At 74.3% G+C, this 22,361-nt stretch carries 2 protein-coding genes; both read left to right on the top strand.

Annotated features, from left to right (window positions below; all coding sequences use genetic code 11):
* Positions 1–186: 186 nt before the first annotated feature.
* A complete protein-coding gene (locus tag ACF1FZ_RS28710) occupies positions 187–14,739 on the top strand; it encodes an amino acid adenylation domain-containing protein (RefSeq protein WP_391776299.1) in 14,553 nt (4,850 codons plus the stop codon).
* Entirely contained in the window at positions 14,736–22,361 is a 7,626-nt protein-coding gene (locus ACF1FZ_RS28705; protein WP_391776298.1) for an amino acid adenylation domain-containing protein, read from the top strand. The genes ACF1FZ_RS28710 and ACF1FZ_RS28705 overlap by 4 nt, the downstream gene beginning before the upstream one ends.

Raw genomic sequence — 22,361 nt, 5'->3', positions numbered from 1 at the left:
GACGCCCTCTCCTGTCGGGCTGTCGCGCCCGGTATGCGATCCCGGCCGTGCCTGATGCCGAAGGTGCGGTGACGTTCCTCCTCGCTCACGCCTGCTCCGGCGTCGATGATCGGTGCGCTGCGTGGCCGGTTTCACCCGGCCCCTCTTCACCGTCCCCGAAATCTCTCCCCAAAGGTGTGGACCGGCATGCAGGAAAACCGCTCTCTTCCGATAACCGCGGACCCCGAGGACCTCCTCGAACTGACCATGGCCCAGCAGGGTGTCTGGTACGGGCAACTCGTCGATCCGGACAGTCCGAAATACAACGTGGGGGAATGCTTCGAGATCCACGGTGATCTCGACGAGGAATTGTTCGCCGCGGCCTTCGGCCGAGCCGTCGCCCTGTGCGACAGCCTCAACCTCGAGCTGGTCACCCAGGGCGAGACGGTGCGTCAGCGTGTCGCCCCCCGTCCCGCGACCGACCCGGGCCGGCTCCGCCTGGTCGATCTGACCGCCGCCGAAGACCCCGCCGCCACCGCCGAGCGCTACATGGCCGACGACATGTCCACCGTCGACCGGCTCGACGCACCGCACCACCACTTCGCACTGCTGCGCCTCGGTGCCCGGCTGCACTACTGGTACGTCCGGTTCCACCACATCGCCGTCGACGGCCTCGGCGGAGCCGTCTTCGGCCGCACCGTGGCCGACCTCTACGGGCGTGCCGCACGTGGCGAGGACCTCGCCACGGCCGAACTGCCCCCCGCGCCCCTGCGCGAGCTCGTGGCCGACGAGGCGGCGTACCGCGACTCGGCCCGCTTCGAGGCGGACCGCGCCTACTGGACCGGGAAGTTCGCCGACCTGGCGGGCCGCGGTGCCGCGGGAACGGCCGGTGAGGGGGCCGACGCGCATGCGCGCGGGGGCAGGGCGCTCATCCGCCGGCGCACCGGCGCCCCGGCGCCGGAAGGACCCGCCGGAGCGGACGTCCGGATGCACACCGGCGAGACCCTGCCCGTCACCGTCCTCGAGGACCTGCGCTCACTCGCCGCCGGCCACCGCACCAGGTGGTCCGTCGTCCTCGTGAGCGCGATCGCCGCCTATGTCGCCCGGGTCACCGGAACGCAGGACATCACCGTGGGCCTCGCCTCCAACGGCCGGCACGGCGGGCTGCGGCACATCGTCGGCATGACCTCCAACATCCTGCCGCTCCGTCTGGCCGTCACCGCCGACATGACGGTCGGCGCCCTCGTGCGCACCGTCGCGGCCGAAATGGGGGGCGCCCTGCGCCACCGTCGCTTCTCCCGCGAACAGCTCGCCCGAGAACTCAACATGAGGGACGGTGCGGCGCGTCTGACCGACGTGGTCGTCAACATCATGGGCTACGACTACGACCTCGACTTCGCGGGCAGCCCCGCCCCCTCCCGCCTCCTGTCCCTCGGCCCGGTCGACGACGTCTCCCTCTTCGTGTCCGAACGGGCGGAGGGCAAGGGGCCGCTGATCGGCTTCGACGCCGACGCGGAGCTGTACCACACCGAGGACGTGCGGCTCCTCCAGCAGGCGCTCGTCCCCTTCCTGTCGGCCCTGGCCCGCGCACACGCCGACACACCCCTGCGGGACCTGCCGTTCCTCGACGACACCGCGGCCGAGGCGCTGCTCGCCCAGGGGCGCGGCACCGGCCTGCCCGCGACGACGGCGTCGGCCCTGCCGGAGGCGTTCGGCACGCAGGCCCGCCTGACCCCCGACGCCCCCGCAGTGGTGGACGGCGCCGTCACACTCTCCTACCGGGAACTGACGCGCGCGGCGGAAGCCCTCTCCGGCGCCCTGGCCGGCTGGGGCATCGGTGCCGAGGACGGCGTCGGTGTCCTCGTGGGCCGGTCGGCAGCCGTGGTGACCGCCACGCTCGGCACGGTCGGCGCGGGGGCCGCGTACGTACCGATGGACGCGGCGTGGCCGGCCGAGCGGCTCGGCCGCGTCGCCGACGTGGCCCGCGTCCGCGCCCTGGTGGTCGACGAGAGCACCGCCACCCGGTCCTGGGTCGAGGAGACGGCCGCCACCCTGCCGGTGATCGTCGTCGACGGCCTCGGCGAGGTCGTGCGCGGTGCTCCGCCGCGGACCGGGCCCCTGCCCGGGGTGGACCGGGCCGAGCAGCTCGCCTACGTGATGTTCACCTCCGGCTCCACCGGGCTGCCCAAGGGCGTCGGTGTCACCCACGCCGACGTGCTCGCGCTGGCCGCCGACACCGCCTGGACGAACGGCGCCTGCGACGCGGTGCTGCTGCACTCGGCCTACGTGTTCGACGCCTCCACGTTCGAGATCTGGGTGCCGCTCCTCAACGGCGGCCGTGTGGTCGTCGCACCCGAAGGCGTCCTGGAGGCGCCGGTCCTCAAGGACCTGGTGGACCGGTACGCAGTGAGCGCACTGTTCCTGACGACGGCCCTGTTCAACGTGGTGGCCGAGAACGACCCCTCGGCGTTCGCCGGGCTGCGCCTCGTCGCCGCGGGCGGAGAGGCCGCCACCCCGGACCTGATGCAGAAGGTGGCCGCGGCCGCGCCCGCCACACAGGTGCTGCACGTGTACGGGCCCACGGAGACCACCACCTTCGCCACCCGCCACCGGGTCGCCGCCGGCACACCGGACGTGCCGCCCATCGGCCGGGCCCTCGACGGGATGCGCCTGTACGTGCTCGACGGAACCCTCGCGATGGTGCCGCCCGGCGTCGTGGGGGAGCTGTACGTGGGGGGCCACGGTGTCGCCCGCGGTTACCAGGGCCGCGCGGCGCTGACCGCCACCCGGTTCGTCGCCGACCCGTACGAGGCCCGTGGCGGCCGGATGTACCGGACCGGCGACCTCGTGCGCTGGACCGCGCGCGGCGACATCGAGTACGTCGGACGCGCGGACGGGCAGGTCAAACTCCGCGGGTTCCGCATCGAGCCCGCCGAGATCGAGAACACCCTGCTCACCGACCCGGATGTGCGCTCCGCCTGCGTCCTGGTCCGCGAGGACACACCCGGTGACCGGAGGCTCGTCGCCTACGTCGTGGGAGCACCCGGCGCCCGGCCGGACGACACCGCCCTGGCCCGGCGCGTGGGGCGCGCCCTGCCCGCGTACATGGTGCCGTCCGTGTTCGTCCCCCTGGACGCGCTGCCCCTCAACCCCAACGGCAAGATCGACCGCCGCGCTCTCCCCGCCCCCCGCGTCGCCGCCGCCGGGAGCCGCGCCCCGCGCACGGCCTACGAGGAGGTCCTGGCCGGCCTGTTCGCCGACGTGCTGGGGGTCGACGCCGTCGGCACCGACGACGACTTCTTCTCCCTGGGCGGCCACTCCCTGCTCGCCACCCGTCTCACCGGCCGCGTGCGGGCCGCCCTGGGCGCCGAAGTCGGCATACGCACCCTCTTCGACCACCCCACGGTCGCCTCCCTCGCCGCCGCCCTCGACACCACCGGAGCGGCCCGGCCGGCCCTCACCCCGCAGCAACGGCCTGAAGCGGTGCCGCTGTCCTTCGCGCAGCAGCGCCTCTGGTTCCTCAACCGTGCCGAGGGGCCCAGCGACACCTACACCATCCCGCTCGTGCTCGGACTCGAAGGCCCCTTGGACACGGAGGCCCTGCGCGGCGCACTCGCCGACGTGGTCGCCCGGCACGAGAGCCTGCGCACCGTCTTCGCCGAGCACGACGGTGTGGCCCGCCAGGTGGTCCTCGACGCGTCCGCCGCCGCCGCGCTCGTCCCCCTCGCCGTCGAGCTGCCCCCGGCGGGGGAGCGTGCCGACGTCTGGGCCGAGGAGACGGCGCGCCGCCTGTCCGCCGTACCCTTCGACCTCACCGGCGACGTCGGCGTCCGTGCCCATCTGCTCCGTCAGGGCCCCGCCCACCACGTCCTGGTCCTCGTCCTGCACCACGTCGTCGCCGACGGGTGGTCCCTCGCCCCGCTCAGCCGTGACCTGGGCGCCGCCTACCGTGCCAGGACCTCGGGCACGGGCACCCCCGACTGGCCGGCGCTGCGTGTGCAGTACGCCGACTACACCCTCTGGCAGCGCCGGCTGCTCGGCGACGACGGAGACCCGGACAGTCCGGCCGCCCGCCAGCTCGCCTTCTGGCAGGAGGCACTGCGCGGTGCCCCCGACCTGCTCGACCTGCCTGTCGACCGGCCCCGCCAGGCGGTGGCCGGCCACCGGGGCGACGCGGTTCCCTTCGAGCTGCCCGCCCCCGCGCACGCCGCGCTCATCCGGCTCGCCCGCGCCGCCGGCTGCACGCCCTTCATGGTGCTCCAGGCCGCCCTGGCCGTGACGCTGCACGCCCACGGCGCCGGCACCGACATCCCGCTGGGCACCGCGGTGGCCGGACGCACGGACGAGGCCCTCGACGACCTGGTGGGGTTCTTCGTCAACACCGTCGTCCTGCGCGCGGACCTGTCCGGCGACCCGACCTTCCGCGAACTGCTCCAGCGGGTCAAGGAGTTCGACATCGCCGCCTTCAGCCACGGCGACATGCCCTTCGAGCGGGTCGTGGAGGCGCTCAACCCTGAACGGTCCGGCGACCACCACCCGCTCTTCCAGACCATGCTGGTCCTCCAGAGCCAGGACCGGGCGGCGCTCGACCTCCCCGGCATCACGGTCCACGACCGGACCCGGCACACCGGAGTCAGCAAGTTCGACCTGACGTTCTCGCTCACCGAAGTCACCGAAGTCACCGAAGTCACCGAAGTCACCGACCCCGCCGCGCGCACCGATGCCACGGGCGCCGGAACCGCGAGGGCCGACGGGTTCACCGGACACTCCGGTCCGGCCGGGCGCACGCCCGCGGACGCCCCTTCCGGCGCAGGCGGCATCGGCGGCTACCTGGAATACGCCACCGGCCTCTTCGACGCCTCCACCGCCCGCGCCCTGTGCGCCCGCTTCGCCCGTGTCCTCATCCTCGCGGTGGCCGAACCCGATCGCGCCATCGGCGACCTCGACCCGGTCACGCCGGCCGAGCGGGACCGGCTCCTCGCCCAGGGGCGTGGCGCGGAGCGCCCGCTGCCCACGCGCACCGTCCCCGGGGCGGTCCGGGAGTGGGCGGCGCGCACCCCCCACGCGGTCGCCGTGCGTGACGCGCACACCAGCCTCACCTACGCCGAACTCGTCGCCCGGGCCGACGCCCTGTCCCAGGTCCTGCGCGAGCGGGGTGCGGGCCCCGAGGAAAGGGTGGCCCTCGCCGCGCCACCGTCCGTGGACACCGTCGTCGCCATGCTGGCCGTCCTGGGGTCCGGTGCCGCCTACCTGCCCGTCGACCCGCAGTATCCGCCCGCCCGCATCCGGCACATGCTCGACGACGCCCGGCCTGTCCTGCTGCTGACCACCACGGACGCCCATGCGGACCTGCCCGACTGCGGCGTACCGTGGCTCGCCCTCGACGGCCCGGCCGCCCGGCCCGGGGGCTCCGTCGCGGCCGGTGCGGAGGCACCCCGGGCCGCGGACCCCGCGTACGTGATCCACACCTCGGGCTCCACCGGCCGCCCCAAGGGCGTGGTCGTGACGCACGAAGCGCTGGCCAACCACATGGACTGGATGGCGCGGTACCTGGCCGTCACCCCGGGCGACCGGGTCCTCGCCCGCACCTCCACCAGCTTCGACGCCTCCGTATGGGAACTGTGGCTCCCGCTGACGCACGGCGCCGGTGTCTGTGTGCTGCCGCACGACGCCAACCGGGAACCCCGCGCCCTCGTCTCCTGGATGAGCCGGTTCGGCGTCACCGTCGCCCAGTTCGTGCCCTCGCACCTGGCCCTCGTCCTCACCGAGGCGGCGCACGCCGCACCGCTGCCCGCCCTGCGTGCCGTCCTGTGCGGCGGCGAACCGCTGCCGCGCACCCTCGCCGGTGACATCGCCGAGCTGTGGCGGGCCGAGGTGCACAACCTCTACGGGCCGACCGAGGCCACCATCGACGCCACCGCCCACCGCGTCGGCGCACCGGGGCCCGGAGGCGGGGCGGAGGACGGCACGCCGTCCGAGACCGTGCCGATCGGCCTCCCCGTCGACACCATGCGCGCCTACGTCCTCGACGCCCGGCTGCGGCCCGTGCCGCCCGGCGTCACCGGCGAGCTGTACCTGTCGGGACCCAACCTCGCCCGCGGCTACCTGGGCCGGCAGGGCCTGACCGCCGCACGGTTCGTGGCGGACCCGTTCGACGCCACCGGCGCCCGTATGTACCGGACGGGTGACCTCGTACGGTGGAACCGGCACGGCCTGCTCGAATACGTGGCCCGCACCGACGACCAGGTCAAGCTCCGCGGTTTCCGCATCGAGCTGGGCGAGGTCGAAGCCGCGCTCCTGGCGCGGCCCGGCGTCGTCGCCGCCTGCGCCGTGATCCGTGAGGACACACCCGGCCGGCGCCGGCTCGTGGCCTACGCCGTCACCTCCGGTCCGGCCCCGCGTCCCGCCGGCCTGCGCGACGCCCTCGCCGAGACCCTTCCCCACTACATGGTGCCCGGCGCCGTCGTCGTACTGGACGACCTGCCCCTGCTGCCCAACGGCAAGGTGGACCGGCGGGCCCTGCCCGAGCCCGATCCGGGCACGGACGCCCCGGGCGGACCGGGGCACAGCACCCTCCAGGAGGATCTGCTCGCCGGGATCTTCGCCGATGTCCTGGACCGGCCCCTCGTGGGCCCGCACGACAGCTTCTTCGAGCTCGGAGGGCACTCGCTCCTCGCCATGCGCGTCATCAGCCGTGTCCGCGCCGTCCTGGGCGCCGAGATCGACGTCCGCACCCTCTTCGAGCACCCGACCGTCGCAGATCTCGCCCGCGTCCTCGACACGCGGGGCCGGGCCCGCCCGCCGGTGGTGCCCGCACAGCAGCGGCCCGACCCGCTGCCGCTGTCCTACGCGCAGCAGCGCCTGTGGTTCCTCAACCGGCTCGAAGGCCCCAGCGCCGCCTACAACATCCCGCTCGTCCTCGAACTCCACGGCGCCCTGGACACCGACGCCCTGCGCGCCGCACTGGGGGACGTCGTGGAGCGCCACGAGGCGCTACGCACCCTGTTCCCGGAGCGGGACGGAGTACCCCACCAGTTGATCCTTCCCGTCTCCGCGGCGGAGACGGCCGCACCCCTGCTGCCTGTCGAGGCACTGGCCCCCGCCGAGCTGGAAGGGGCCGTCCTGGCCGCCGTGCGCGAGCCGTTCGACGTCGTGACGGACCTGCCGCTGCGCGCCCGGCTGCTGCGCTCCGCCCCCGGTCACCACGTGCTCGTACTCGTCCTGCACCACATCGCGGGTGACGGCTGGTCCCTCGCCCCGCTCGCCCGCCATCTCGGCGACGCCTACCGTGCCCGTCTCACGGGCCAAAGACCCGGGCCCACGGCCGGGACCCCGCTCCAGTACGCCGACTACACCCTCTGGCAGCACACCGCTCTGGGCGACGGCGTCGCGCCGGGGAGCGTGCTGCGGCAGCAGCTCGACCACTGGCACACCGCTCTCGCGGGCCTGCCCGGTCTGATCGACCTGCCGCTCGACCGGCCGCGCCCGACCGTCACCGATCCGCGGGGAGCGGTCCACACCTTCGACGTGCCGGCTCCCCTCCACGCGCAGCTCCTGCGTCTGGCGCGTGAGTCGGGAAGCAGCCTGTTCATGGTGCTCCAGGCGGCGGTGGCCACCTTGCTGCACCGCCACGGCGCGGGTGACGACATCCCGTTCGGTTCACCCGTCGCCGGCCGCACGGACGAGGCACTGGAGGATCTGGTCGGTTTCTTCGTCAACACGCTCGTCCTGCGCACGGACCTGTCCGGCCGTCCGACCTTCCAGGAACTGCTGGTGCGCGTGAGGGAGTTCGACCTGGGTGCCTATATGAACCAGGACGTGCCCTTCGAGCGGCTCGTCGAAAGCCTCAATCCCGCCCGGGCGCACAACCACCACCCGCTGTTCCAGACCATGCTGGTCCTGCAGAACCAGGAGACCGCACGTCCCGACCTGCAGGACCTGGCCGTCGAGGACCGGCTCGTCCACAACGGCCTGAGCAAGTTCGACCTCACCTTCGCCTTCACCGAGGAACGGGGCGAGGGAGGCCTCACCGCAGGGGTCGAGTACGCCACCGCCCTCTTCGACCGGACCACCGTCGAAACCCTCACGGTCCGCCTGGTCCGTCTCCTGGAGCAGGTGGCCGCCGACCCCGGCCTGCCCCTGACGGACTACGACCTCATGACGCCGGACGAGCGCATCCGTGTCACGCGCCGGGGCACCGGCCGCGACCTGCCCGCGGGCACGGCCGAAGCCACCCTGCCCGCCCTCTTCGCGGCCCAGGCGCACCGCACCCCGGACGCGGTTGCCGTGACCGGTGACGACCTCACCCTCACGTACGCCGGACTCGACGGGATCTCCGCCGGCCTCGCCGGCGTCCTCGCGGGCCTCGGCGTCGGCCCCGAATCCGGGGTGGGCGTGCTGCTGACCCGGTCGCCGGCCGTGGTGTCCGTCTCGCTCGGCGTGGTCCGGGCAGCCGGCGCCTATGTCCCGCTGGACGCCCGGTGGCCCGGGGAGCGGCTCGAACAGGTCGCCGAAGTGGCGGCCGTGCGGGTCCTCGTCGTCGACGAGGACGCCCACGCCTCCCCCTGGGTGGCGGCTACGGCCCGCCGGATACCGGTCGTGGTCGTGGACCGGCTCGGGCGGGTCCTGCGGGGTGCGCCCGGGCACCCGGGCCGCCCGGCCGCCGTGCCGGATGCCGGCGCGCTCGCCTACGTGATGTTCACCTCCGGTTCCACGGGCCTGCCCAAGGGCGTCGGCGTCACGCACGCCGACGTGGCCGCGCTCACGGCCGACTCCGCCTGGGACGACGGCGCCGCCGACGCGGTCCTGATGCACTCGGCGTACGTCTTCGACGCCTCCACGTTCGAGATCTGGGTGCCGCTCCTGCGCGGCGGCCGGGTGGTCGTCGCGCCGGAGGGCGTCCTGGAGGCCCGCGTCCTCGGGGACGCCGTCCACCAGCACCACGTGAGCGCCGTCTTCCTGACGACGGCCCTGTTCAATGTGATCGCGGAGACCGGCCCGGGCGCGTTCGCCGGCCTCCGGCTCGTCTGCGCGGGCGGGGAGCTGGCCTCCCCGGACGCGATGCAGCGGGTCGCGGGCGCCGCGCCCGGCGTGCGTGTCCTGCACGTGTACGGGCCCACGGAGACCACGACGTTCGCCACCCGCTACGAGGTCGCGGCCGGCCTGGCGTCCGGACCGCCGCCCATCGGGCGAGCCCTGGACGGCATGCGCCTGTACGTGCTCGACGGTTCGCTGGGCCTGGTCCCGCCGGGCGTCGTGGGCGAGCTGTACCTCGCCGGACGGGGCGTGGCACGCGGGTACACCGGGCTCCCCGGCCTGACCGCCGCGCGCTTCGTGGCCGACCCGTTCGACCCGGCGGGCGGGCGCATGTACCGCACCGGCGACCTCGTCCGGTGGACCGGCGACGGCCAGATCGCCTACGTCAACCGTGCCGACGGACAGGTGAAACTGCGCGGCCACCGCATCGAACTCGGTGAGATCGAGGGTGTGCTCGCCCGCTGCGAGGGCGTCGCCGACTCCTTCGCCGTGGTCCGCGAGGACACCCCGGGCGACCGGCGGCTGGTCGCGTACGTGGTGCCCGCCGACGGCGTACGCCCCGAACACGGCGACCTCGCACGGGCCGTCGGCCGGTCCCTGCCCGCCTACATGGTGCCCTCCGCGTTCGTCCTGCTCGACGCGCTGCCGCTGACCGTCAACGGCAAGGTGGACCGGCGCGCGCTGCCCGCCCCCGAGCACCAGGGTCCCGGCGGGGGGCGCGCCCCCCGCACCGTCCGCGAGGAGATCCTGTGCGGCCTCTTCGCCGACGTGCTCGGCGTGGCCGGCGCGGGAGCCGACGACGACTTCTTCGCCCTGGGCGGCCACTCCCTGCTCGCCACCCGCCTCGTCGCACGCATCCGCACCGCGCTGGGCGTGGAGGTCCAGGTCAAGGCCCTCTTCGAGCACCCCACGCCGATCGCGCTCGCCGCAGCGCTGGACAGCGCCGAAGAGGCCAGGCACCCTCTGGAGCGCGCCCGGCACCGTCCCGATCCGCTGCCGCTGTCCTTCGCGCAGCAGCGCCTGTGGTTCCTCAACCGGTTCGAGGGGCCCAGCGCCACGTACAACGTTCCGCTCGTGCTCCGTCTGGACGGCCCGCTCGACGCGGACGCCCTGGAGAGCGCCCTCGGGGACGTCGTCGAACGCCACGAGAGCCTGCGCACCGTCTTTCCCGACACCGACGGTGTGGCGCGTCAGCTCGTCCTCGACGCCGGCGGCGCCGGCCTCGACCTGACTCCCCGTGACACGGACCCCGCCCGTCTCGACGAGGTCCTGCACGCAGAGGTGTCGCACGCGTTCGACGTGAGTGCCGAACCCCCGGTCCGGGCCCGGCTGCTGCGGCTCGGTGACGAGCACCACGTCCTCGTGCTGGTCGTCCACCACATCGCCGGCGACGGCTGGTCCCTCGCCCCGCTCGCCCGCGACCTGGGCGAGGCGTACCGGGCACGTACCGAGGATGTCGAGCCTCCCTGGACGGAACTCGGCGTGCAGTACGCCGACTACACCCTGTGGCAGCGCGCGCTGCTCGGCGACGAGGACGACCCGTCCAGCCAGGCCGCCCGTCAGCTGGAGTTCTGGCACACCGCTCTCGCCGGCGCACCCGACCTGCTCGACCTGCCGTACGACCGGCCCCGGCCCGCCGTCACGGCCCACCGCGGCGACGCGTTCACCTTCCCCGTCGACGCGGACACCCACGGGGCACTGGCGGAACTCGCCCGGGCCCGCGGGTGCAGCCTCTTCATGGTGCTCCAGGCGGCCCTGTCGGTGCTGCTCTCCCGGCACGGTGCCGGGCAGGACATCCCGCTCGGCACCGCCGTCGCCGGACGCACCGACGAAGCCCTGGACGACCTGGTCGGCTTCTTCGTCAGCACCCTCGTCCTGCGCACCGACCTGAGCGGCGATCCCACCTTCTGCGACGTGCTCGACCGGGTCCGGGAGTTCGACCTGGCCGCGTACGCCCACCAGGACGTGCCGTTCGAGCGGCTGGTGGACTCCCTCAGCCCCGTCCGGGCCCAGAACCACCACCCGCTGTTCCAGACCATGCTCGTCCTCCAGAACCAGGCGGACGCGGTCGTCGACCTGCCCGGCCTCACGGTGACGGAACAGCCCGTGCGCACCGGCATCAGCAAGTTCGACATGACCTTCACCTTCACCGAGACACGGGACGGCGCGGGCCGGCCCGCCGGCCTCGACGGCGTCCTGGAGTTCTCCACCGAACTCTTCACCCACGCCACCGCCCGCGCCCTGGCCCGCCGGCTGACCCGCCTGCTCGCCTCACTCGCCGCCGACCCCGGCCGCCGCGTCCACACCGTCGAGGTCCTGGACGAGGCCGAGCGGCGCGGCCTCGAACGCGCCGCGCACGGCCCGGACCGGCCCGGAGCGGCGAGCACCGCGCCCGAAGCCTTCCGCGCCCAGTGCGCCCGGACCCCCGCGGCGATCGCCGTGCTGACCGGTGCGCACCGCCTCACCTTCAGCGAACTCGACGCGCTCTCCGACGACTTGGCATACCACCTGTACAGCCGGAACATCGGCCGTGGCGACCTCGTCGCCCTCGCCCTGGAAGGCACGGCCGACCAGGTCGTCGCGATGCTGGCGGTGGCCAAGGCCGGGGCGGCGTACCTGCCGGTCGACCTGGAGTACCCCGAGGCGCGCATCACCCACATGCTCGACGACGCCCGCCCGGCGCTGCTCCTCACCCACGGCACCGCCCGTGCCGCGCGGTACGGAGCGTCCGTACCCCGCCTCGCCCTCGACGACCGGGCCGCCTGGTCCACCGGACGCGCGGTTCCGCCGGCCGCCGCGCCGGATCCGCGCGACGCGGCGTACGTCATCTACACCTCCGGCTCCACCGGCCGCCCCAAGGGTGTCGTCGTCACCCACGCCTCCCTGACCAACCACATGGCGTGGATGGCGGGTCACCTCGGCCTCACCGGCGACGACCGGGTCCTCGCCCGTACCTCGCCGAGCTTCGACGCCTCGGTCTGGGAGACCTGGCTGCCCCTCCTGCACGGCGGTGCCACCTGCCCCGTGCCGCCCGCCGTCAACCACGACCCCGCGGGCCTGCTGGCCCGCATGCGCGAGGCGGGCACGACCCTCGCCCAGTTCGTGCCCTCGCACCTCTCGGTCGTCCTCACCGAGACGGCTCCCGGCGAGGCGCCCCCGGCACTGCGCGCCGTCCTGTGCGGCGGTGAACCCCTGCCGCGGAACCTGGCGGATCAGGTCCGATCGGCCTGGTCGGCCGAGGTGCACAACCTCTACGGGCCCACCGAGACGACCATCGACGCCGCCGCCCACCACTACCGGGGGGGTGAGGCCGGCGCCGCCGCGGGGGAGGGGACCGTCCCGCTCGGCCGCCCCGTCGACAACACCCGGGCCTACGTTCTGGACACCGGCCTCCAGCCGGTGCCCCCCGGTGTCACCGGCGAGCTCTACGTCGCGGGCGGGGGCCTCGCCCGCGGCTACCTGGGGCGCCCCGGCCTGACCGCCGCGCGGTTCGTCGCCGATCCGTACGGCCCCGGCGGCAGCCGCATGTACCGTACGGGTGACCTCGTCCGACGTGACGCCGACGGCCTGCTCACCTATGTGTCCCGCGCCGACGACCAGGTCAAGCTGCACGGCTTCCGCATCGAACTCGGCGAGATCGAGGCCGCTCTCACCGCGCTCGACGGGGTCGCCGCCGCCTGCGCCCTCGTCCGCGAGGACCGCCCGGGAGAGCGGCGGCTGGTCGCCTACACCGTCACCGACGAGCGCGGCGGCGCGACGCCCCTCACCGACGGTGAGCTGCGTGCCCGGCTGGTGTCGGTCCTGCCGCCGTACATGGTGCCCGCCGTCCTGGTGCCCCTCGACGCGCTGCCGCTGCTGCCCAACGGCAAGACCGACCGGCGTGCCCTGCCCGTCCCGGAGCGTCCTGCCGCCACCGCGCCGGGCGGAGAGCCGCGCACCGCACAGGAACGCGTCCTGTGCGAGGTGTTCGCCTCCGTCCTGGGCGCTCCCGCCGTCCGTACCGACGACGACTTCTTCGCGCTCGGCGGTGACAGCATCCTCTCCATCCAGCTCGTCAGCCGCGTCCGCGGGGCCGGCCTCGGTGTCACCCCCCGCGATGTCTTCGTCCACCGCACGCCGGAGGCCATCGCGGCCGTCGCCACCGAGCTCGGCCAGGACACCGCCACGCCGGCCGGGCAGGGCACCGGAGAGATGCCGCCGACCCCCATCGCCGCCTGGTTCCTGGAACGGCCCGGCACCACGGACGGCTACAACCAGTCGGGGGTGCTGCGCACGCCCGCGGACGCCGACGAGGAGACCCTCGTCGCCACTCTCCAACTCCTCATCGACCACCACGACATGCTCCGGCTGCGGACCGCCCGGGCGTCCGACGGCTCGCCCCTCCTCGAGGCCCTGCCGGCCGGCGCCGTCCCGGCCCGGCAGCACTTCACCCGGGTCGACGTCGCCGGGCTCGACGCCGACGCCGTCCGTGCCGCACTCGCCGAGGCGGGCGAACGGGCGCGCAGACGACTGCGACCCGCCCACGGCGAGGTGATCGAGGCGGTCTGGTGCGACGCCGGCCCCCACCGGCGCGGACGACTGCTGCTCGTCGTGCACCACCTGGCCGTCGACGCGGTCTCCTGGCGCATCCTCGCCACCGACGTGGCCGACGCCTGGCAGTCGGTGACCGAGGGCGTGACAGCCGGCGGACGGCCCGCGGCACTGCCCCCGGTCACCACGCCCTACCGGTACTGGGCGCAACTCCTTTCCTCACAGGCGCGGGAGCCCGTGCGCCGAGCGGAACTGCCTTTGTGGCAGGACGTGTTGCGGACACCCGACCCGCAGCTGGGGTACCGGCCGCTCGACCCCTTCCTGGACACCGCCGACCGGACGCGCACCCTGGTCACCCACCTGCCCGCCACCTGGACGAAGCCCCTGCTCACCACCGTCCCGGCCGCCTTCCACGCAGGGGTGGACGACGTCCTGCTCACGGGCCTCGCTCTCGCCGTCTGCTCCTGGCGTGCGGAGCGTGCCGTCGCCCTCGGCGGGTCCCGGCCGAGCGGCACCGCCGTCCTCCTGGACCTGGAGGGCCATGGCCGCGAGCAGATCGCCGACCACCTCGACCTGTCCCGCACGGTCGGCTGGTTCACCAGCCTCTACCCGGTCCGGCTCGATCCCGGGCCGGCCGGCACCCGTGATCCCGGACGCCTCGACGCCGATCTCGTCGAGCGGGCCCTCAAGCGGGTCAAGGAGCAACTGAGAACCATTCCCGACCACGGTGTCGGCTACGGAATGCTGCGCCACCTCGACCCGGCCACCCGCCCTCTGCTGGCCACGGCGCCCCACCCCCAGATCGGTTTCAACTACCTGGGCAGGTACGCCGCTTCTCCCGGGACGGCGGACGCAGGCGCCGCCGGGGCCGACTGGGAGGTACTGCTCGACGGCGGCGGGCCGCGCAGCCAGGACCCCGACATGCCCGTCCACCACGTCCTCGACATCAACGCGCACGTCGAGGACCTGCCGGACGGCCCGCGCCTGGTGACCCGCTGGACCTGGCCCAGCGACCTTCTCAAGGAGGAGGACATGGAGACCCTGGCCGAGGCCTTCACCCGTGCCCTGCGCGCTGTCGCGGAACACGCCGAACGACCCGACGCGGGCGGCTGGACCCCGTCCGACCTTCCCCTGGTCTCACTCGGCCAGGCCCAGATCGACCGACTGCAGAACAAGTGGGGTGGACGCAAGTGACCGGGTTCAGACTGGAAGACGTACTGCCGCTGACGCCGTTGCAGGCAGGCATGCTCTTCCACGCGCTGTACGACTCGCGCGACGTGGACGTCTACACCGCACAGTTCGTCTTCGACCTCGAAGGCCCTGTCAGCTTCCCCGCTCTGCACGACGCCGTCGGCGGCCTGCTGCGGCGGCACGCCAACCTGCGGGTCGGCTTCCTCCACGAGGACCTGGACGAGCCCGTGCAGGCCGTGGCCGCCGAGGTGCCCGTACCACTGGAGGAACTGGACCTGACCGGTGCGGACGGCGCGAGTGCGACGCGGGAACGTCTCGCCGCGTTCCTCACCGCCGACCGCACCCGCCGCTTCGACCTCACCACCCCGCCGCTGATGCGGTTCACCCTCGTGCGCACAGGGCCGCGGACCCACCGGCTCGTCATGACGAGCCACCACATCCTGCTCGACGGCTGGTCGATGCCCCTGCTCGTGCGGGAACTGTTCGAGCTGTACGCACGGCGGGGTGACGACAGTGGCCTGCCGCGTGTCGTCCCCTACCGCACCTACCTCGCCTGGCTGGCCCAGCAGGACCGCTCAGCGACCCTGGAGGCCTGGCGCACCGCCCTGGCCGGCATCGAGGCGCCGACCCTGCTCGCCGGGCGCGGCGGGGCGGCCGTACCGGGCGCGCGCGACCTGCCCGAGACCCTCGTCCTCGATCTGGACACGGCCACGACCCACCGGCTGCGTGAGGTGGCCCGCACCCACCGGCTCACTCTCAACACCCTCGTCCAGGGCGCCTGGGGACTGCTGCTCGCACACCTCACCGGGCGCCCCGACGTCGTGTTCGGCACCACCGTCTCCGGCCGTCCGCCGGAGATCCCGGGCGTCGAGTCGATGATCGGCCTCTTCATCAACACCGTGCCGGTACGGCTCCGCCCGGCACCCGGCGAAACCCTGGCCGCGCTCCTGACCAGGCTCCAGGAGGAGCAGGGCCGCCTCCTCGGCCACCAGTACGTGGGCCTGACCGAGATACGCGGCGTCACGGAGCTGGACGAACTGTTCGACACCCTGGCCGTGTTCGAGAACTACCCCATGGACGCCGAAGCCCTGCGCACCGCACAGCAGGGGCTGCCCGGCCTCGCCGTGACCGGTTTCAGCGGCTCGGACGCGGCCCACTACCCGCTCACCCTCACCATCGCTCCGGGCGACGCCCTGAGAATCACCTTCGGCTACCGGGCCGCGGTCCTCGCACGCGACGAGGTGGCGCGTACGGTCGCCCGCACGCGCCGTCTGCTGACCACGATGGCCGAAGGGCTCGACCGCCGCGTCGACACCGTCCCCGTCCTCCTCGAGGGGGAGCGTGAGTCGCTGCTCTCCCAGGGGAACGGCGCCGAACTCCTGTGCAGCACCCTGGACGAGAGCATTCCCGCCGCCGTCGCCCGGCGTGCGGCCCGGCACCCGGACGCGGTGGCCGTGTCCGGGGCGGGCGAGCAGCTGACCTACCGGCGGCTCGACGCCCTGGCCGCGGAGTCGGCAGGCGCCCTGGCAGGACTCGGCATCGGCGCGGAGGACGGGGTCGGCGTCCTCATGGGCCGCTCCACGGCCCTGGTCACCGCGTCCCTGGCGGCCCTGCGCGCCGGCGCGGCCTACGTGCCGCTCGACCCGCGGTGGCCCGCCGAACGGCTCACCCGCGTCGCCGAGGTGTCGGCCCTGCGCGCCCTGGTCGTCGACGAGACCACCCGCACACACCCCTGGGTGCGCCGGCTCGGACCCGGCGTACACGTGGTGACCGTCGACGCCGCGGGCCGCGTCCGGCAGGGCGGCCCAGCGGTTCCGGGCCCCCTCCCCGCCGTCACGGGCGGAGCCCGGCTCGCGTACGTCATGTTCACCTCCGGTTCCACCGGCCTGCCCAAGGGCGTCGGGATCACCCACGCCGACATCACCGCCCTCGCATCCGACCGGACCTGGGGCAACGGCGCGGCCGACGCGGTCCTGATGCACTCGGCGTACGTCTTCGACGCCTCCACCTTCGAGATCTGGGCGCCCCTCCTCAACGGGGGCCGTGTCGTCGTGGCCCCCGAGGGCACCCTCCAGCCCGCGGTGCTGCGCGATCTCGTCACCCGGGACGGCGTGACGGCGGCGTTCCTGACGACGGCCCTGTTCAACGTCATCGCCGAGACCGACCCCGAGTCCCTCGGCCTGCTGCGCCTGGCCGCCTCCGGAGGTGAGGCCGCGGCGCCCGGCGTCCTCCAGGGCCTGGCCGCGGCCCATCCCGGTACCGCCTTCCTGAACGTCTACGGGCCCACCGAGACGACCACCTTCGCCACCCTCCACCGCGTCCGCCCCGGCGACGCCCCCGGCGGCGTGCCCCCGATCGGCCGGCCGCTCGACGGGATGCGCGCCTACGTCCTCGACGCGGCGCTGCGCCCCGTGCCGCCCGGCGCCGAGGGCGAACTGTACGTCGCGGGCGCCGGTGTCGCGCGCGGCTACCTGGGGCGCGCCGGCCTCACCGCCACCCGGTTCGTCGCCGATCCGTTCACCGGCACCGGGACGCGGATGTACCGCACCGGTGACCTCGTGCGCCGGGACGCCGACGGCATCCTGCACTACGTCGCCCGGGCCGACCAGCAGATCAAACTCCGCGGCCACCGCATCGAGCCCGCCGAGATCGAGGCGGTCCTCTGCGCCGACCCGTCCGTGCGGGCCGCCTGCGTCCTCGTCCGCGAGGACCTGCCCGGGGACCGTACCCTGACCGCCTACGTCGTCCCGGCCCCCGGACGCACCGCCGACCCGGACCTGCTCGCGACCCTGGTCGGCCGGCAACTGCCCGCCTACATGGTGCCGGCCGCCGTCCAGCCGCTCGACGCGCTGCCGCTGACTCCCCACGGCAAGCTCGACCGGGCGGCCCTGCCCGCGCCCGCCACCCTGCGCGGCGAAGGGGGCGGGCCACCGCGCAGCGCCCACGAGGAGATCCTCGCCGGGCTGTTCGCCGACGTGCTGGGTGTGGCCCGCGTCGGCATCGACGACAGCTTCTTCGCCCTGGGCGGTCACTCCCTGCTCGCCACCCGCCTGGTCGGCCGCGTCCGCACCGCCCTGGGCACGGAGACCGAGATCCGCACCCTCTTCGAGAACCCCACCGTCGCCACGCTCGCCAGGGCCCTGCAGGAGGCGGACCGTCCCGCCCGTCCCGCTCTCGTGCCGCAGGAGCGGCCCGCCGTGCTCCCGCTGTCCTACGCCCAGCAGCGCCTGTGGTTCCTCCACCGCCTCGAAGGCCCCTCGGCCACCTACAACATCCCCTTCGCCCTGCGCATCGACGGGCCGCTCGACGTGGAAGCCCTGCGCCAGGCCCTCCGCGACGTCATCATCCGGCACGCCGCGTTGCGGACGGTCTTCCCCGAGCACGACGGCCGGCCGCGTCAGCACATCACCGCCCCGGACGACGTCCGCCTCCCGTTCTCCGTCGACACCGTCGACGAGGAGGACCTCGCCGGCCGGATCGCGGCCGCCGCGGCCGCACCGATCGACATCGAGCACCGTCTCCCGCTCAGGGCGACCCTGCTGCGCCCGGCCGACGACTCGCACGTCCTGGTCCTCGTGATCCACCACATCGCCGCCGACGGCTCGTCCCTGGCGCCCCTCACCCGTGACCTCGGTGCCGCCTACCGCGCCCGCACGCGTGCCGAGGCGCCGGCATGGACACCACTCCCCGTCGACTACGCCGACCACACCCTCTGGCAGCGCCGTCTGCTCGGCGACGAACACGACCCCGAAAGCCTCGTCTCACGACAGCTGACCCACTGGAAGGACGCGTTGGCCGGGCTGCCGGAGATGATCGAACTGCCCTGGGACCGGCCGCGCCCCGCCGTACCCCGGCACACCGGCGCCACCCATGACTTCACCCTCGGCCCCACCACCGCCCGAGGAGTCGTGGAGCTCGCCCGCACCACCGGATGCAGCGTCTTCATGGTGCTCCAGGCCGCCCTGTCGGCCGTCCTCTCCCGGCACGGCGCGGGCGACGACATCCCGCTGGGCACAGCCGTCGCAGGCCGCACCGACGAGGCGGCCTCGGACCTCGTCGGCTTCTTCGTCAACACGCTCGTGCTGCGCACGGACCTGACAGGCGACCCCACGTTCCTCGAACTCCTCGACCGCGTGAAGGAGTTCGACCTCTCCGCGTACGCGCACCAGGACGTGCCCTTCGAGCGCCTGGTGGAACTGCTCAACCCCGCGCGCTCGCAGAACCACCACCCGCTCTTCCAGACCATGCTCATCCTCCAGAACCACACCCCCGCCGCGCCCGTGGACCTGCCGGGCCTCACCACCGGCGGTGTGCCGGTCGATCCCGGAGTGAGCAAGTTCGACCTGTCGTTCACCTTCACCGAGACGTACGACGGCGGCGGCAGGACCGGCGGTATGCGGGCCACCGTCGACTACGCGACGGAGCTCTTCGACGCGTCCACGGTCCGCGACCTCGCCGAACGGCTCGTCCTGCTGATCGACACCGTGACCGCGGAGCCCGACCGCCCGCTGAGCACGTACGACGTGCTCACCGCCGCGGAACACGCCCGCCTCGCCGCCTGGGGGACCGGGCCCGTCGAGGACGTGCCGGAGTCGACCGTCCCCGCCCTCTTCGAACAGCGGGTCCGCCTCACCCCGGACGCCCCCGCGGTCCGCGACGCCCGCACCACCCTCACCTACGCGGAGCTCGACGCCCGCGCCGATGCCCTCGCCCGGCACCTCACGGCGCGGGGCATCGGCCCCGAGGACCGGGTGGCCGTCGCACTGCCCCGCACCCACGACCTCGTCGTGGCCCTCCTCGGAATCCTCAAGGCCGGGGCGGCGTACCTGCCGCTCGACCCGGACTACCCGGCCCGGCGCCTGTCCTACATGCTCGACGACGCCCGGCCGCGCCTGCTCCTCACCACACCCGCCGTCCGGCGCGGACTCCCCGGCTCCCCGGTGCCGTACCTGTACACCGACGACCTCGGGGAGGGCGCCGCGCCGGCAGCGTCCGGCGGCGCCCGCACGGACCGCCCGGCGGCGGCCCTGCTGCCGGCGCACCCCGCGTACGTCATCTACACCTCCGGCTCCACGGGCCGTCCCAAGGGCGTCGTGGTCACCCACCGGGGCGCCGGTGCCATGGCCAGGACCCAGGGCGAGCGGCTGCGCGTCGCCCCCGGCAGCCGGGTGCTGCACATGGCGTCCGTCAGTTTCGACGCCGCGTTCTGGGAGCTGTGCATGGGACTGCTCTCCGGGGCCTGCCTGGAGATCGACGAACGCGAAGCGCTGCTGCCCGGCCCCGCCCTCGCCGCCCTGGTCCGTGAGCGGGGCATCACCCACCTCACCCTGCCGCCCGCCGCCCTCGCGGTGATGCGGCCCGGCTCACTGCCCGCGGGGACCACGATGGTCCTCGCCGGCGAGGCGTGCCCGCCCGCCCTCGTGCACACCTGGGCGCGAGACCGGTTCCTCGTCAACGCCTACGGACCGACGGAGACCACCGTCTGCGCGACCATGAGCACCTTCCAGCACGCGGACGGGCCGCTCGCCCCCGGCCGCACCGTGCCGATCGGCGTCCCCGTCAACGGCACCCGCGTGCATGTCCTGGACGGCCGGCTGGCTCCCGTGCCGCCCGGTGTCGTCGGCGAACTGTACGTCTCCGGCGAGGGACTGGCCCGGGGCTACCACGGCCGGGCCGCCCTGACCGCGTCCCGTTTCGTGGCCGACCCGTTCGACCGGGCGGGGGGCCGGATGTACCGCACCGGTGACCTGGTGCGCTGGACGGCCGACGGAGAACTCGTCTACGTCTCCCGGGCCGACGACCAGGTCAAACTCCGCGGTTTCCGTATCGAACCCGGTGAGATCGAGGCCGTGCTCACCACCCTGCCCGGTGTCGCCGCGGCCTGCGTCGTCGTCCGCGAGGACCGGCCCGGCGACCGGCGTCTGGTCGCCTACACCGTGCCCGCGGACGGCGCGGCGGGCCCGGACGACGCCGAGGTGCGCGCGCACCTCGCCGCGGTCCTGCCCGACCACATGGTCCCCGCCGCCCACGTACGGCTCGACGCCCTGCCCGTCACCCCCAACGGCAAGACCGACCGGCGCGCCCTTCCCGCACCCGGCCGGGCCGCACCGGCCGGAGGCCGGGCCCCGGGCACCCCTCTCGAACACGCCCTGTGCGAGGCCTTCGCGCAGACGCTCGGCGTACCCGGGATCGGCGTCACGGACGACTTCTTCGCCCTGGGCGGCCACTCCCTGCTCGCCGTGACCCTCGCCCAGCGCATCGGGGAACGCTGCGGCCGGCGCCCCTCCCTGCGCGCCCTGTTCGCGGCGCCCACCGTGGAGGGCCTCGCCCGTCTCCTGGAGAGCGAGGCGGGGGAGGGGGACCAGGAGGACACCGCCACACCGGACCTCGCCGCCGAGGTCCGCCTGGCGGCGGACATCACGGGTGCGGGCAGGACCGGCGCGGCCCAGGTGCCCGCCCCCGCCCGCAGGCCGTCGCGCCCTTCCGCCCGGCCCCTTCTCACCGGCGCCTCCGGCTTCCTCGGCGCCTTCCTCCTGCGCGACCTCATCGAGACCACCGAGGGGCCGGTCGACTGCCTCGTACGGGCCGGGGACGAGCAGCGCGGTGCGCACCGGCTGCGCGCCAACCTGGAGCGCTACAGGCTGTGGCGCCCCCGGTACGCGGACCTGATCCGCCCCGTCCCCGGGGACCTCGCCGCCCCCGGCCTCGGTCTGTCACCCGAGGACCGGACCGCCCTGGTCCGCAGCCTCGGCCCCGTCGTCCACAACGGCGCACGCGTCAACTTCGCCGCCGGGTACGGCGACCTGCGCGCCCCCAACGTGGCCGGTACCGAGGAGCTCCTGCGGCTGCTCGCGGAATCCGCCTCACCCGGGATGCACTACATCTCGACCACGAGCGTCTACGCCCCGGTGTCCGGTTCCGGGCCCCTCACCGTCACGGAGTCGACCCCGACGGGCCCGGCGTCCGCTCTGCCCGACGGATACGCGCAGAGCAAGTGGGTCGCCGAGCAGCTCGTCGGCCTGGCCCGTGAACGCGGCCTGCCGGTGACCGTCCACCGGCCCGGCCGTATCAGCGGCGACACCACCACCGGCGCCTGCCAGGACCGGGACCTGCTGTGGCAGCTGATCAAGGGGTGCCTCCAGGCCGGCGCGGTACCGGACCTGCCGTACGGATCGACCGACTGGGTGCCCGTGGACCACGTCAGCGCGGCGGTGGTGGCGCTCGCCCTGTCCGGCCGGACCGGTGACGAGACCTATCACCTCACCAACCCGGACGCACCGGGGCTGGACCGCGTCTTCGAGGCGGCCGCCCGTCTGGGCCACGAGCTGCGCACCGTCCCGGCGCCGCACTGGCAGGAGCGTGTCGCGGCGCAGCACGACAACGCGGCGCAGCTGTTCCTCGGGGACGAGGGGCGGCCCCGGCACGAGGCGACGGACCGGCGGAGCTTCGACTCCAGCCGGACGGCCGAGGCGACAGCGGCCCTGGGCGTCCCTCTGCCGCTCCTGACCGACGACATCCTGACCCGCTACCTGACCTATTTCCAGGACACGGGCTTCCTGCCCGCTCCGAAGGGGGCCGTGGCGGGTGATCTGCCCTCGGGCTCCGCTGTCGGTGCCTCGTCGTAA

Source organism: Streptomyces sp. NPDC014623 (assembly GCF_043088245.1).
Classification (GTDB): Bacteria; Actinomycetota; Actinomycetes; order Streptomycetales; family Streptomycetaceae; genus Streptomyces.
The sequence above is the reverse complement of the archived record's forward strand: the minus strand, read 5'-3'. Positions and strand labels throughout refer to the sequence as shown.

Excerpts from the sequence above, each read along its gene's own strand:
- ACF1FZ_RS28710 (WP_391776299.1), top strand. The coding sequence starts at position 187 with ATGCAGGAAAACCGCTCTCTTCCGATAACCGCGGACCCCGAGGACCTC.